12 protein-coding genes are annotated in these 14,496 nt (G+C 53.4%); 4 read left to right on the forward strand and 8 right to left on the reverse strand.

From position 1 onward, the window contains the following. Positions 1-101 precede the first annotated feature (101 nt). The 4 genes from HNQ64_RS07420 to HNQ64_RS07435 are packed head-to-tail and all read left to right on the forward strand — an operon-like array spanning position 102 to position 6,537. Positions 102-476, forward strand: coding sequence for a glycine-rich domain-containing protein (locus HNQ64_RS07420; protein ID WP_184207032.1), 375 nt, complete (start codon positions 102-104; stop codon positions 474-476). 45 nt (positions 477-521) lie between these two features. After that, entirely contained in the window at positions 522-1,319 is a 798-nt protein-coding gene (locus HNQ64_RS07425; RefSeq protein ID WP_184207034.1) for an IclR family transcriptional regulator, read from the forward strand. Further along, entirely contained in the window at positions 1,316-5,125 is a 3,810-nt protein-coding gene (locus tag HNQ64_RS07430; RefSeq protein ID WP_184207036.1) for a DUF1553 domain-containing protein, read from the forward strand. Before HNQ64_RS07425 ends, HNQ64_RS07430 begins: the two co-directional genes overlap by 4 nt. Beyond that, a complete protein-coding gene (locus HNQ64_RS07435; protein ID WP_184207037.1) occupies positions 5,122-6,537 on the forward strand; it encodes a DUF1501 domain-containing protein in 1,416 nt (471 codons plus the stop codon). The genes HNQ64_RS07430 and HNQ64_RS07435 overlap by 4 nt, the downstream gene beginning before the upstream one ends. Before the next feature lie 65 nt (positions 6,538-6,602). Here HNQ64_RS07435 and HNQ64_RS07440 read toward each other — a convergent pair whose 3' ends face one another. The 8 genes from HNQ64_RS07440 to pstB form a co-directional block, all read right to left on the reverse strand. After that, positions 6,603-7,133, reverse strand: a complete 531-nt coding sequence (locus tag HNQ64_RS07440; protein ID WP_184207039.1) for a ferritin — start codon at positions 7,131-7,133, stop codon at positions 6,603-6,605. Between the two features lie 168 nt (positions 7,134-7,301). Continuing rightward, positions 7,302-8,864, reverse strand: coding sequence for an FAD-dependent oxidoreductase (locus HNQ64_RS07445; protein WP_184207041.1), 1,563 nt, complete (start codon positions 8,862-8,864; stop codon positions 7,302-7,304). A gap of 42 nt (positions 8,865-8,906) precedes the next feature. Beyond that, complete coding sequence (locus tag HNQ64_RS07450) at positions 8,907-10,403, reverse strand: polyamine aminopropyltransferase (RefSeq protein ID WP_184207043.1); 1,497 nt, start codon at positions 10,401-10,403, stop codon at positions 8,907-8,909. A gap of 145 nt (positions 10,404-10,548) precedes the next feature. Beyond that, entirely contained in the window at positions 10,549-10,752 is a 204-nt protein-coding gene (locus tag HNQ64_RS07455) for a DUF350 domain-containing protein (RefSeq protein WP_184207045.1), read from the reverse strand. Between the two features lie 32 nt (positions 10,753-10,784). Continuing rightward, positions 10,785-10,982 carry a hypothetical protein gene (locus HNQ64_RS07460; protein WP_184207047.1) on the reverse strand — a complete coding sequence of 66 codons (198 nt, stop codon included), beginning with the start codon at positions 10,980-10,982 and terminating at the stop codon, positions 10,785-10,787. Further along, positions 10,982-12,895, reverse strand: coding sequence for a DUF4178 domain-containing protein (locus HNQ64_RS24300; protein WP_221305368.1), 1,914 nt, complete (start codon positions 12,893-12,895; stop codon positions 10,982-10,984). The genes HNQ64_RS07460 and HNQ64_RS24300 overlap by 1 nt, the downstream gene beginning before the upstream one ends. A gap of 42 nt (positions 12,896-12,937) precedes the next feature. Then, positions 12,938-13,609 (reverse strand): arginine-tRNA-protein transferase, encoded by a 672-nt coding sequence (locus tag HNQ64_RS07470; protein WP_184207051.1) that lies wholly within the window; start codon positions 13,607-13,609, stop codon positions 12,938-12,940. A 110-nt stretch (positions 13,610-13,719) separates the two neighbouring features. Further along, positions 13,720-14,481, reverse strand: coding sequence for a phosphate ABC transporter ATP-binding protein PstB (gene pstB, locus HNQ64_RS07475; RefSeq protein ID WP_221305369.1), 762 nt, complete (start codon positions 14,479-14,481; stop codon positions 13,720-13,722). Positions 14,482-14,496 lie beyond the last annotated feature (15 nt).

A 14,496-nucleotide genomic window follows, 5' to 3' on the forward strand; every position in this document is an offset into this window, starting at 1 on the left:
TCGGGATGATTCTCGAAGAAGCAGTTGGTTCCAAACGGTTCTCAAAATTCTCTGTGCCACTAGGGCAGGGCTTTGTCATGATCGAGAGGTAATCCAATTGCATGACCGCGATTCAACGAACGCCTGAAGTTCAGGCCTTCTGGGAGAGGCTGAAAAGGTTCCAGCTCAATGACAATGACGCTGTGTATGGATATGCTGACCGACTGGCACGTGAAAATGGCTGGAGCCACCGCTTTGCGGAACGCGTGATTTTCGAGTGTAAGCGCTTTTTGCTGATGACACAGCAGGCAGGGTCCCCGGTAACGCCCTCGGAGGAGATGAACCAGGCATGGCATCTGCATAGGGTCTATACCCGATCCTACGGGGATAAACTCTGCACTGAGGTGTTGAAGAAACCGCTGCATCATGAGCCGACCGCGGGTGTTGTGGAGGAGGGAGAGGGGACTGTACCTCAGTCGCCAATTTGTGAAAAATGAAGTCTTGAAAGATTTCCAAATCTGGAAACGTTTCTGGATTTAGAAATGAAACGATTTTCAGACGAAGACTCTGCCATTCAGTTGGATGACAATTCCGCCGCTCCAGGGACGGAGCGCACACTGGCGATTCTCGAGTTATTGGGAAGGCATCGGGTCGGTTTGAGCCTGACTGAAATCGCGCGAGATCTGGACCTGCCAGTGAACTCAGTGTTTCGTATTGCAGGCACCCTGCATGCACGGGGCTATCTGCAGCGGCGCGAGGATGACAAACGCTTCGTTTTGACGAACAAACTATTCGATCTCTCGCGGCCGCAGGTGCGTGAAAAAAGTCTTGTGGTTTGTGCCCTGGAATCGCTGAAATGGCTGCGCGACGAAAGTGGCGAAACGGTGCAATTGCTTGCTGGGGTGAATCACAAAATGACATTGTTAGAGCAGTGCATTTCCACGCAGCCTATCAAGGTAAGTGGCACCGTAGGCCTGCGGGTGCCCATGTATTCCTGTGCGCCAGGCAAGGCTGTCCTAGCTCACCTGCCGAAGGGAGAGCTGGAGGCTTTTTTCGAGCAGGTGACCCTCAAGCAATTCACTCCGACCACCTTGGCCACTCGGGAAGCATTGGAAGCGGATCTATCAAAAGTGCGCAAGCGTGGTTACTCCCTAGATCTCTCTGAAGGACTGGAGGGAATCCAGTGTGTGGGGGCTGCCATTTTGGATGAATACCGTTATCCCGTGGCGGCGATCACGGTGATGGCCCCGGCTTTCCGGCTGAAGCGTGATCAATTCGACAAGATGGGACGTATCTGCATGCAGGCTGCAGAAAACATTACACGGAGGCTGCTGGCATGAAGCGTTATTCTCTTATTCTTCTAGCGATCTCCAACGTCAGCTCCCTGGCTGCGGTGACACCCGAGCAGGTCGAATTCTTTGAGTCTCGCATCCGCCCCGTGCTGGCCCAGGAGTGTTATGAATGCCACAGCGAGGCCGGTAAACAAAAGGGAGGGCTGCTACTAGACTCTCGCCCAGGCTGGCTAGCGGGTGGAGACAGTGGAGCGGCGATTAAGCCTGGAGATCTAGGATCATCCTTGTTGTTAGACTCCATTAAGCACACGCATGATGACCTGAAGATGCCAAAAAACGGCGCAAAGCTGGATGACAGTGTAATCGCTGATTTTGAAAAGTGGATTATCGAAGGTGCTTATGATCCGCGTGACAAAGCCCCCTCTGCAGCGCAGCTAGCTAAGGAGACAGACTGGACTGCCGTGCTGGAGAGACGTAAACAGTGGTGGTGCTTTCAACCCGTCAAATCGGGTGTGTTAAATGGGAATGAAGATGCACAGCAAGTGGCCACAGAGATTGATCGGCAGCTTCTAACGAAGCTGAAAACAGAAGGTCTAGACCCAGCGGCACCCGCCGATGCCGCAAAGCTGATCCGTCGCGCCAGCTTTATCCTCACGGGCCTACCACCCACTCCAGAGCAAGTTCGAGCTTTTACTGCAGAATTTGAAAGTTCACCGAAAGCTTATGAGCAGCTTCTGGATCGTCTCTTTGCCAGCTCTGCTTATGGAGAACGCTGGGCTCGACATTGGCTTGACTGGGTGCGCTACGCGGAAAGTTATGGAAGCGAAGGTGATCCTCGCATCCCTTATGCTTGGCGTTACCGGGACTATGTGATCCGAGCTTTCAATGACGATGTGCCTTACCCGCAGATGGTGAAGGAAGCCATTGCTGGAGATCTTTTAGCGAAGCCTCGAATCAAAAATGGACTGAATGAAAGTGCGCTGGGCATCGGCCAATTGCGAATGGTGTTGCACGGATTTTCACCCACAGATTCTTTGGATGAATTGGTGACTTTCACGGACAATCAGATTGATACCGTAACGAAGACTTTTCAGGCCTTGACCGTTTCATGTGCACGTTGCCATAACCATAAGTTTGACGCCATCAGCCAAGCTGATTTTTACTCTTTATATGGTATTTTTACGAGCACGAAGCCGGCGGTGGTGGATGTGAATCCTCCCGATCTAGGACAGTCTCAGCGTGAAGAAATGAAGAAGTTAAAGCAGGAGATCAAAGCCGTCATGGCTTCTGCTTGGATGCAGGCAGTGGAAGGGATCCCTACCAAATCACTGCCTGATCAGAGAGCGAAACCCAAGACGACAAAAGTGTGGGATCTCCATCAAGAATCTTGGTATCTGGACGGGCAGGGGCTCAAACAAGGGGTGACTGCGGCGGGAGAATTCAGTCTGGAACACGAAGGCCAGGGGATCATCGCCCGTATTTATCCAAGGGGTTTATTCAGTGATCTGCTTTCGACTCAAGATCGCGCCATTGCGATGTCACCACGATTTAAAAACGAGGGCGGTTTTCTTTGGATGCGTGTGGCCGGTGGTGGTGGTGTGAAGGCGAAGTATATAGTGCAAAATTATCCGCGCACAGGCACGGTGCATCGGGCTAAAGAGCTGAAAGAGGACGGGGATGCTGTTTTGGGCTGGCATAAGCTAGATCTCAACTATTGGAAGGGAGACGATCTCTTTTTGCAGATGGCAACTGTGGCGGACATGCCCGCAGAGACGAAGGAGGATGCACGCTCTTGGTTTGGCATTACTGAAGCGTTTGTGACTGCCACGGACGAAGCGCCTCCAAGCACACTGATCGGGGGTGATCCGCGTGAAGCCGTAGCTGCCTGGAAAACGGGTGCAATGACGGATGCGCAGGCGGAGTTGCTAGGTTCTTTGTTACGCCAGGGTCAGCTTCCGAATGATGTGAGGAGTGTTCCTGAAGCGGCTACGCTGATGAAACGTTATCGGGAGATGGAGGCGAAGCTGCCACAGCCTACACGAGCCCCTGGGGTTCTAGAGGCTGATAGCTATGATGCTGCATTGTTTGTTCGCGGTGATCACAAGCAGCCTGCTGAGATCGTCGCGCGTCGGTTTCTTGATGGCATCAATCCGACTCCGTATAAGACCAAGAGCAGTGGGCGACTGGAGCTGGCGCAAAGCCTCACCGATGCGGCCAATCCTTTAACCTCGCGGGTGATGGTGAATCGTTTGTGGCATCATGTTTTTGGTCGTGGAATCGTGGGCACGACGGATAACTTTGGTCGGCTCGGTGAGTTGCCTTCGCATCCGGAATTGCTCGATGCTCTCGCCACGCACTTTCAAAAAAGTGGCGGGAGCCTAAAAGCGACGATCAAAGCACTGATGTTGACGGAAGCTTTCCGACGTGGCGATAAAGGATCTGAACAGGCTGAACAGAAAGATCCGGAGAACAAGCTGCTGAGCCACTGGTCTGTCCGGCGCCTGGAGGCGGAGTCTATTCGCGATAGCATCCTCCTACTCTCCGGGAAGCTGGATCCGCAAATGTATGGCGAACCTGTGTATGGGAAGGATGGACGTCGCAGTATCTATGTGGGAGTCATCCGAAACAGCCTGGAGCCCTTTTTAAACGCCTTTGACATGCCGGTGCCGTCCAGCACGCGAGGGCGGCGAGATGTGACAAATGTACCTGCCCAATCTCTGGCCTTGCTGAATGATCCCACGATTATTAATTGGAGTGGAAATTGGGCTCGACGTGCCCTGGTCGAGCCTAACGATGAAGCACGTGTGAACCAGATGTTCATGCAGGCGCTGGGAAGGCAGGCAACGAAACAAGAGTTCCTAGCGAGTCAGGCCTTTGTTCAACGATCCGCAGCTTTTGCACTCCAGCAGCGATCTGAAATCGCGACATTAGAAGCGAAACATACGGATCTCCAAAAACGCATCCAAGAGATCCTTTATCCTGTGCGTGCCAAGCTGTCGCAGGAAAAGCCCTTCGCTAACGTTGCCGATGCGCCACTGCCTTATGCCGAGTGGACTTTTGAAGACGGAACGGATGATTCACTCAATCGCCTGCCATTAAAGTTGGAAGGTCGTGCAAAGATCAAAGATGGAGCGCTGATGTTGGATGGGCGCACAGCATTTGCGCGGAGTGCACCGTTAACCAAAAGTCTGGAAGATAAGACTTTAGAGGCCTGGGTGGTCTTGGATACCTTGGATCAAAAAGGCGGTGGGGTGCTTACCTTACAGGATCGTCGCGGAAGTGTGTTTGATGCCATCGTGTATGCAGAGCGTGCTCCTCAGGAGTGGCTGTCTGGCAGTAACAATCACCGTCGCACGCAAGAGTTCGGTGGAGCCGCAGATACGGAAGCGGATAAACGCACGGTGCACATTGCCATCACTTATCAAGGCAGCAAAGTCACTGGCTATCGCGATGGACAGCCTTATGGTGAATCATACACAAATAAGGAGGTGAGCCAGTTTGAGGCAGGCGACGCTGAGGTGCTACTGGGCTGCCGCCACGGTGCCCCTGGGGGAAATCGCATGCTGCGAGGGCGCATCTTGCGGGCAAGACTTTATGACCGGGCTCTGACAGATAAAGAGATAGCCCTTTCTCGTCACTTGGAAGGTTCAACAGTGAGCGAACGTGATGTGCTAAATGCCCTTAGCGAAGGACAGCGTAAAGATCTGGAAAAAGCTAAAAGCGAACTGAATGAGGTGATGGGGAATCTAACTCGCCTAACTGAAAATGCTGAATCATTGGACCCTACTAAAGCTGGTTGGGAAAGTCTGGCCCTCTCACTCATTAATCTAAAAGAATTTCTTTACCTGAGATGAATCCTTACCTCACACGTCGTCAGCTTCTTTCAAGGACATCCTCGGGCTTTGGGCTTGCTGCTCTGAGTGGGCTCATGGCGGAACAAGCCAGGGCAGATTCGGCAGTGCATCGGGCACGAAAGATCGCGCCGAAAGCACGCAGCGTCATTTTCTGCTACATGAGTGGTGGCGTGTCTCAGGTGGACTCGTTTGACCCCAAACCGACTTTGGAAAAGTATGCGGGCAAGCCGCCACCCTTTGCCACAGCGAGGACCCAATTTAACAATGATGGGGTAATTCAGCCCTCGCATTGGGGTTTCAAAAATTATGGGCAAAGTGGCTTGCCTGTGAGCGATCTTTTTCCCCACATGGGTAGTGTAGCGGATGAACTGGCCGTGGTGCGTAGCATGACGGCGAAGTTTAGCGAACACGCTCAGGGAAACTTTTTCATGCACACGGGCTTCCCTTTTGTGGGCTATCCGAGCGCTGGAGCATGGACGAGTTATGGCCTGGGCACGGAGTCAAAGGATCTGCCTGGATATGTGGTGCTGCAGAGTGGTGGTGCCACGGCTCCGCATGGCGGCGTAGGGCTGTTTGGGAATGGATTTCTGCCTGCGCAGCACCAGGCTTCAATCATCAAAGCAGATAGCAGCGAACCTGTGCGCAATATTCAACCTCGCGAGGCGGCGATGCTGCAACGACAACGCCTGGATTTCATTGGCGAGATGGACCAGAGTTTTCTAGGTGAACTCGGAGCGAATAGCCAAGTGGAGGCTGCTATTCAAAACTACGAAATGGCCTGGCGCATGCAGGCGGCGGTACCTGAACTCTGCGACATCCGGGGGGAGACGGAAGCGACGAAAAAAATGTATGGCATGGATGGGCCTGAAAGTTCCCGCACTGCCTATGCACGGCAGTGTCTGCTGGCACGGCGGCTGGTGGAGCGTGGGGTGCGTTTTGTTGAGCTTAGCTGCTTAGCGCAAAACATCGGCGGTGGTCAGGCAGCGAACCCTTGGGATCAACATGGCGCTCTGAAGAGCGGTCATGGCAAGATGGCGCATCAGGTGGACCAGCCCATTGCCGCTTTGATCAAGGATTTGAAATCGCGCGGTCTATTGGATAGCACGTTGGTGGTCTGGGCAGGCGAGTTTGGGCGCACACCCTTTGCTCAAGGCAGCGATGGCCGTGATCATGATCCTTACGGCTTCAGCATCTGGATGGCTGGTGGTGGCATCAAAGGAGGGACCACCTTGGGGGAGACGGATGAGTTTGGCTACAAGGCGGTGGATAAGCCGCAAACAGTCTATGATCTCTGGGCGACGGTGCTGCACCTGATGGGCGTGGATCATGAACAACTAACTTACCTTTTCAGTGGGCGAAACGTGCGGCTGACGGATGTACACGGTCACGTGATGCGAGAAATTCTTTCCTGAGACGAGACAAAAAACCGCACCTGAGTCTCCCTCAGGTACGGTTTTGCCTAACAAGAATTAGGTGCTCATTTACCGTGTCCGCCGTGACCCCCTGAGCCCGTAGGGCTCTGCCGCTGGGCGGCTTCGCGATCCAAGACGAGCAAGCTGGCTGGATCTGTGCCAGCAAGTCTCAGGCGGTCCAGCATGTCACGAACTGTTTTTTCTTCTTCGATCTGTTCGTTTAGGAACCAGAGAAGGAGATTCTTGGATGAGTGATCCTTGACCTGCTCTGCTACGTCATAAAGATCGTTGATCTGCTGAGTGACCAACTGTTCTTGTTTGAGGCTGTGTTCAAAGACATCAATGGGAGATTCGAAGGTGGCTTTTGGCTGAGCGATGGGCTGAAGAACGACCACGGCATCACGATCCACCACGTATTGGTAGAACTTCAAGGCATGCATGGTTTCCTCACGGCTCTGATTAAACATCCAGCTAGCAAAGCCCATGTAGGGGGTCTGCTCGAACCACGCAGCCATGGCGAGGTAAACGTAGCTAGAAGACATTTCATTGTTGATCTGCTCATTGAGCAGTTGGGTCAGTTTGGGATTCAAGGTCATAATCTAAGATGGTTTGCGGGTGGCTGATGTGATTCAAAAGGCAATACGGATCTAAAGCAAGTTTTGGATGGCCTTGCCCCCTACATGTTGATGGGAATCAATCGCATGATGAGTCTGGGTTTCGCTCATGCATTCGTCTTCAGGCTACCTGCCTTTTGGCGGATCCCGTTAACCTAACCACTGCTGGATAGCCTGTCCGGTGAGGATGCCGCGCGTGTAAGCTTCCTCAAAAAGAGACATGCCACTCATGTCAGAATGGGCATAGAAAAGCGGCGGTGCTTGTAGTAGCATTTGCGCGCGTTCAGGCCCCCAGATGAAACCGGGATCTGGGCGGATCATGCCATGGCCCCAGAGCCAGACATCGGTCTGTTGCACATGATGAGTGAGATCTGGATGGGCAGCTTGCAGACTGCTGAGTGCGCGCTGAGACCACTGCGCATGACTCTGCTGTTGCATCCACTGTCGGGCTTGTGCCGGTGGCTGATCACAGAGCGCTTCATAGTGTGTGATGACGGTGGCCTGAGGGACAGCCGTAAGGTTTTGATGCGTGGCATTGATGTAGCCAAGTGTGGGGCCCTGATAAATCACACTGTCCCAGGCGGGTAGCACGCCGGGGCTTGGGGGTAGCTCATCCAAGGTGAGATTGGTGACCACCCAGGGGGCGTAATTGAGGGCGAGTGGCTTGAGTCCCGGCACAATGCGCTGTGCGATGAAACGCGGCATGGCGCAAAGAGCCGCCCGGCTTTCATAACGAATGACTTCACCTGTGTGGCTTTGGAGAATATCTGTTAAAACGCGATCACGCTCTGGCTGCATGTGCAGCACGATGCTGCCTGTGTGTAGGCGCTCACGGAGAGGTTTAACCAATTGTTTGACCAAGTATCCATTGCCTTCAGGCCAAGTGAGCACTGTACTGCGAGTGGCATTTGCAGCCTCACCACTGCGGCTGGCGAAGTAATGAATACCTGCCCAGGCGGAGACTTGCTGGAGTGTCCCGCCAAAGTCATCTCGGCAGGCGTAGTCCACATACCAACGCAGGGGCTTTGTCGTCCAACCTTGCTGACTCATCCATGCATCCATCGTCAGGAGGTCAAGTGCAAGGAGGTCTGGATCCCGTGGGCTGCGATCTAGGGGAAGGGTAAAGGAGTGTTTCGCCTGCCATTGCTGAATGGCAGCATCAAAAGCGGCAAATTCCTCGCGCTCGCGTTGAGTCAGCCCGGTGACAGGTTGAAGGCCGTTTTCCCATTGGCCATGAATGAAAAGCCGCTCATGGGGTGCGTGACAGAGAGCCAGTTCATCGTAGATAGGACGCCCCGCTGCATCGTGACCGAGGATCAAGCCGAGCTCCTCAAAAAAAGCGAGGACTTCATGGCAATCTCGACCTGGCAAAGGCACATAATGCGCTCCCCACGGATATCCCGAAACTGAATTGCTCCCTGAGGCCGAGTTACCTCCAGCATGGGCTTCCAAATCGAGCACAACAAAGGCTTCGAGCCCCTGTTTTTGCAACTGATGAGCCGCTGCCAAACCTGCGATGCCTGCGCCTGCAATCACAATGTCCGTTTTGACGGTGCGTGTCGGTGTCGGTATCCCTTTAAGGTCTCGCAGGCGGTGGCCGATGCTGGCTGCAGCTCCGACGATACTTCCGGGCATGGTTTGCCGTGGGGCGCAAGAGCCCGTGAGCAATGCTGGGGCTGCGACACTGGCCTGGAGAAAACGACGACGATTCATGCGATGATCACAAGAAAAAGGGAATCTATGTCGAGGCGTGATTCATCGAGCCCAGTCGTCTTCAAAGTAGTGCACAAGCGCCTGATTATTGAGGCGATTGATTTCCGTTTCCACCCGAGCCATGTCGGGGGGGAATTGAGGGAGTTGACTCAGCACTTCTTCATTGATGAAGCGCAGGCCCTCGGGGAGGATCGCGGGACCACTCAACGGCTGACGAAAAGCCAAAATGAAACCCCATTCGCCGAAGCTGGGGACGAGAGCGTGATAAGGCTCCGTCTGGAGGCCGCAAGCTCTCAAGGTGGCATCCACACACCAGAAGGACTGACGTGCGACAAAAGGGGAGGTGCTTTGCACGACCAGGGCTGAATCAGAAGTCATCACCTTCAGCAGGCGCTGGTAAAAGGTGGTGGAATAGAGTTTGCCGAGGGAAAAATTGGAAGGGTCTGGAAAGTCAATGATGACAAAGTCGAAGGGTTCATGCTTTTCCGCTAGCCAGGCAAAGGCATCGGCATTTTCCACCTTCACGCGCGGGGATTTTAGAGCTCCTGCGTTTTGCTGGCTAAGCATGGCATTGCTGGAAAAAAGCTCTGTCATGGCGGGGTCGAGATCCACCAGCGTGATGCTTTCCACTCGGGGGTAACGCAGCGCCTCACGTGCAGCGAGTCCATCCCCACCCCCAAGAATGAGGATGCGCCTAGCCTGTGGCAGTCGCGATAAACCTGGGTGAACGAGCGCCTCATGGTAGCGGTATTCGTCCCTGCTGCTGAACTGGAGATTGCTGTTGAGGTAGAGACGCATTTCTTCCTTCCTTTTGGTTAGAACGATGCGCTGATAAGGCGTGGAGTCTGCGTAAATGACCGGATCTGGAAACGCTGCATACTCTCCCCAACGGGTGATTTCACTGCCATGGATAAACCCTGCGATGAGTATGCCTGCAACACTGAGCCCCATGACCCAATGCACGCGCAGACGAGGGATTTCATGCTTCAGCATGATGAGGGCTAGGATCCCCACGGCTGTATTGATGAGGCCAAACAAAAAGGCTGAACGAACGAGGCCTAGGTGGGGGACGAGAACTAACGGAAACAGCAGAGAGGCAAGCAAGGCCCCGATGTAGTCGAAACTGAAGACATTCGAGACTAGATCTTTAAAGGCGAACCGACCTTCTAGAATGCGTAGCAGCAGGGGTATCTCTAGTCCTACAAAGGTGCCGATGAGGAAGACGATGCTGTAAAGGGGAATGCGAAAAGAGATGGTCCAGCCAAAAATCAAAAATAGGATGGAGGCCGAGCAACCGCCAAGCAGAGCAATGAGAAACTCGACCCGAATGAAGGTGCCAATCAGGTTATTCGTGACAAAGCGTGAAAGGTAAGACCCCACGCCCATGGCAAAGAGATAGACCCCAATAATGGTGGAGAATTGGGTGACAGAATCTCCCAATAAGTAGGAGGCGAGGGTGCCCGCAATGAGCTCATAAACCAAACCGCAAGTCGCGATGGCAAAGACGGAGAGCAGTAGGAGCCAAGGGCGTGCGTTCATGAACGTTGAAAATGTGCTCGGACTGAGATGCAGTCTCTCACATCATGAATGAAGAAATTTTGAGTTGCGTTGACCTTTTATAAAAAGGCCAAAGCTACTTTCAGTGGAGGCTATTGAGTCTCTACCCTCAATGGGGGAACGCTTATCAATGAATCGCAGCGGCAATGATCTGGCAGATGCCGAGAGCTGCTGCGCCGACGACAATGGCTAAGGCAAGATTCTTTTCTTCGACGAGCTGTTTCCAGAGGTCATACGGCGTCAATTTATCCACAATGATGAAACCAGTGACGAAGATGACGATGCCCAGGATGGCATAAATGATGGAATTGATGAGGATGGCGATGTCCATAAAGGGTGGCGAGTGAATGTTGAGGAAGGGAACTATTTATGTGAGCTGCCAAATGACCAGCCACCTCCCCCGCTGCTGCTGGAGAAGACGGAGGGGCGGTAACGGTAAGCAGTGTTGCTAAAGGCGCTGCGGTTTGCGCTGTTTTGCCAAAAAGACCAGCCGCGCGCATTCGATGTGGCGAGGAAGGCACAGGTCATTAGACCGAGAGCTGTGTAAATGGGGTGTTTCATCAGTCGTCACTTCCTCCGTATGGATTGAATTCGCTCTCATACCAACGGCGTTTTTCAAAGCTGCCACTACGCAGCATGATCCAGATGGGCCAAACGCAGATTAAGATGAGGCCTAACCAAAAATTAGACCAAAAGAGACCACCTCTTTCAATGGTGAACGTGACCGTGGCATTGGCCAATGTGGCTGAGGCATCTGGAGTGAGCCTCAGCACATATTCACCGGAAGGAATACCGGGCAGGGTGACTTTTTGGCGGCTGCCATCAGGTGCCGTGGTGTAATTGGCCAGAGGAAAAGCGACGGGGAAACTACGCTGCGATTTGGATTCTACGAGGCTACCTTTGAGGCCTAAGTAGGTATCGCTAAGAAGCAGACCCGTGGCAGTGATGTGCAGTGGGGCCGAGCTACCCTCAAGTTTAAAAGGCTCTGAGACGAGGGTTTCACCAGCCCGTGCATTCTGATATTCAATGCCCGTGTGAGCCACATGTCTGGGCGTTCCCCATCCCATGAACAGCACTTGGATGAGAATGTAGGCGATGACGGTGAAAATAAAGGTGGTGCGTACCTCTTTCCAGCGTTGGCCATGAGGATTGGGCTGGTTGAGGTAAGTGCCACTGGGCTGGGGAAGGGAACCCCCTGCTTTGACGAAGGCTTTTTGTACTTCAGCAGCTTCCACGTATTCACCACCCGACCAAGTGATTTCGTTCAGCCCTGGCATCTCTTCTTTGGAGAGCACAAAGGGCGGAGAAACGTAGTCGGTCAGCAGGGCGCGCTCCCCATTTTTGACCCGCCAGTAAAACTCACCCAGCACGTCAGTGGTGACCGCCTCTTCTCGGGCGAAAAGTTTGAAGGTCTGGCCCTGCCACTGGTTTTGGCTGTGGTGGCCAGGAAGAATGCGAACAAAGCTCCAGTGACCCTGGAAGGTAACAAGGAAACGGAAGCCTAACCAAGGATTGAATAAAAGGTATTCATCCCATGAACACCAGCGGTCCTTCCTGCGCATGAAGCCCACCACTTCCCACATTTCATCTTTAAACAGTCCCCGAGTCCCGATCGGGAGCAGGAGATTCAGTTTCAGGGTAGTCTGGGCGACCTTGCCGATCTCTTGGAGATTGGGGGTGCTGGTATCTAAAATGGTAGCGCAAGAGCCACAGACGGCAGCCATAGACTGGCCTTCCGCTCGGAGGTTCACTGGTGCACCGCAGTTCGGGCAACCGAGGGCTTGACTCTGGCGGCGAGTGATTTCTGCATCTTTTTCCCAGCCAGGTAACTTGCGCAGTTCTGTGAAATGAAGGTCTGCAAATTCAGCATAAGCACCCACGAAAAATTCACGCCCTTCAGGTGTGATTTCCACGCTGCCAAATTGCCCATCCGGACTTACCAAATCGATGCTAGTGCGTGACCAGCCTGGAGGGGCAACCATCGGCAGTTCCCCCTCGGCAGCGATGCAACGGCCTTCTTTGACATCTGCCACGCGCCAGGCTTCCCCGTTGATGTTGAGGATTTGTCCCGCAGGGATGTCTTCTGTGACCAGAGGCACTTTCACGCTGTGGGCGAAACTTATCATGTAAAAGCCCATGACTTCTGCCACCCAGCCGTAGGTGCCTTGGCCGAAGTCCGCACACCACTCGGTCCATGAGCCATCCCCATAGTGAAGTCGCATGCGACCAATGAGGGTAAAGGCGCGGCCCTGCCAATGACCGCGTGTTCCAATCTGGAGGGGTGAAAGATCTGGCGGTAATTCAGCCACCTGCCCAAAAGTTTCCACCTGGAGATCTCGTCTTACGACGATGGAGCGGCAGTGACCGCAGACCGACGAGAGACTTATGGAAGAACGAAACTCGACCGGTGCCCCGCATTGCGGGCAGTCGTAGCGGCGGCTGGCGTGTGTGTGATCAGTCGTCGGGGAATCCACAAGCGTATAAAAGCGGATACTGCGTCAGATTACAAATTACAATTATCGACCAGGAATGGATCTCGGCAGGGGGGACCACGTACCGCTTTCCCAATCCAGCACCTCCAGGCCATGAAGCTGCTTTTTATAATCGTAAGGGCTGGGCTCGACGGTGGCGTAGCCGGGATAATAATATTGGCAGCCTAGTGTCTGACTGTGCTCGATCTCTTTCAACAGCGTCAAAGTGCCCAGACTGCGAGCAGAGTGCTCTGGCTCAAAGAGACCGTAAACTGCAGAGGTGGCCTGCTGTCCGATGTCCAAATAACTGATGGCGATGAGTTCCTGGCCTAGATAGATGCGACATTCCTGACAGGTGCAGGGAGTGGTGGCGGGGGTTTCAGAGAGAAAGGTATCCAGATCGTCTGGCACATTGTCTTTGAAACGTGTCTTGTGGCGTTGGAACATCATGCGGGCCTGCATGGAAAGCGTAGCAGGAAGAAACTCACAGCGAAGATCCTCGTTTTTTCGCAGTACCCGGCGCTGGCTTTTGCTGGCGTGAAACTGGGCCAAGTCCAGACGTAGAGGTGTGATGGTGCGCACCCCTCCATCATCCACACTGAGGCTGTAACGATAAAAATGCGGGCCAAAATGTCGCCATCCCGCTTCCCAGAGACGATCCATCACCTCCGCAGGAACGGACGGGCAATGAAAAGCCTGGTTTAAGATGGGAGACATACGCGAATAAGTCCACAATGGGCAAAGGATGAGCCGACGGGTGACAATGACGCCACATCTCTCCCATAACGCAAACGCTCTGTAACCAGATCTTTGGTTAGGACCAAATTTCAACTGAACTTGCCGCGCACATAAGCCTCAGTCTGCGGATCTTTTGGCGTGCTAAATAGTTCGAGTGTGGGTCGGAATTCGATCAGCTTTCCCAAGTAGAAAAAGGCGGTTTGGTCTGCGCAGCGTTTCGCTTGCTCCATATTGTGAGTGACGATGACGATGGTGAACTCCTTCTTGAGTCCATGCATGAGTTCTTCAATCTTCAGTGTCGCCACTGGGTCAAGCGCGGCGCAAGGCTCATCCATCAACAAGATTTGAGGACGGTTAGCGATCGCTCGTGCAATGCAAAGGCGTTGTTGCTGGCCGCCTGAGAGGCCAAAGGCGCTTTCATGCAGCTTGTCCTTGACCTCATCCCATAAAGCAGCGCCGCGCAGGCTTTGCTCCACCACATCATCCAACTCACTCTTGGCATTCCGCCCAGCGACTCGCAGAGAGAAGATCACGTTTTCGTAAATGCTTTTTGGGAAAGGATTGTACTTTTGGAAAACCATCCCCACACGCTTGCGCAGAGAGATGACCTCCACTTCAGGATCATAGAGACTCTGGCCATCAATGAAGATGTCACCTTCATGCTTGATGCCATCCACCAGATCATTCATGCGGTTGATGTTTCGCAAAAGCGTGGTCTTCCCGCAGCCTGAAGGACCGATGAAGGCCGTGATTTCATTTTCAGGGATATCCAGGCAAATATTGTGCAGCACCTGTTTGGCTCCGTACCAAAACGAGAACCTATCCACACGAATAAAGGGAGAAGAAAGCATGACAAAAAACAGCGG

The sequence above is a fragment of the Prosthecobacter dejongeii genome, from assembly GCF_014203045.1.
Lineage (GTDB): Bacteria > Verrucomicrobiota > Verrucomicrobiia > Verrucomicrobiales > Verrucomicrobiaceae > Prosthecobacter > Prosthecobacter dejongeii.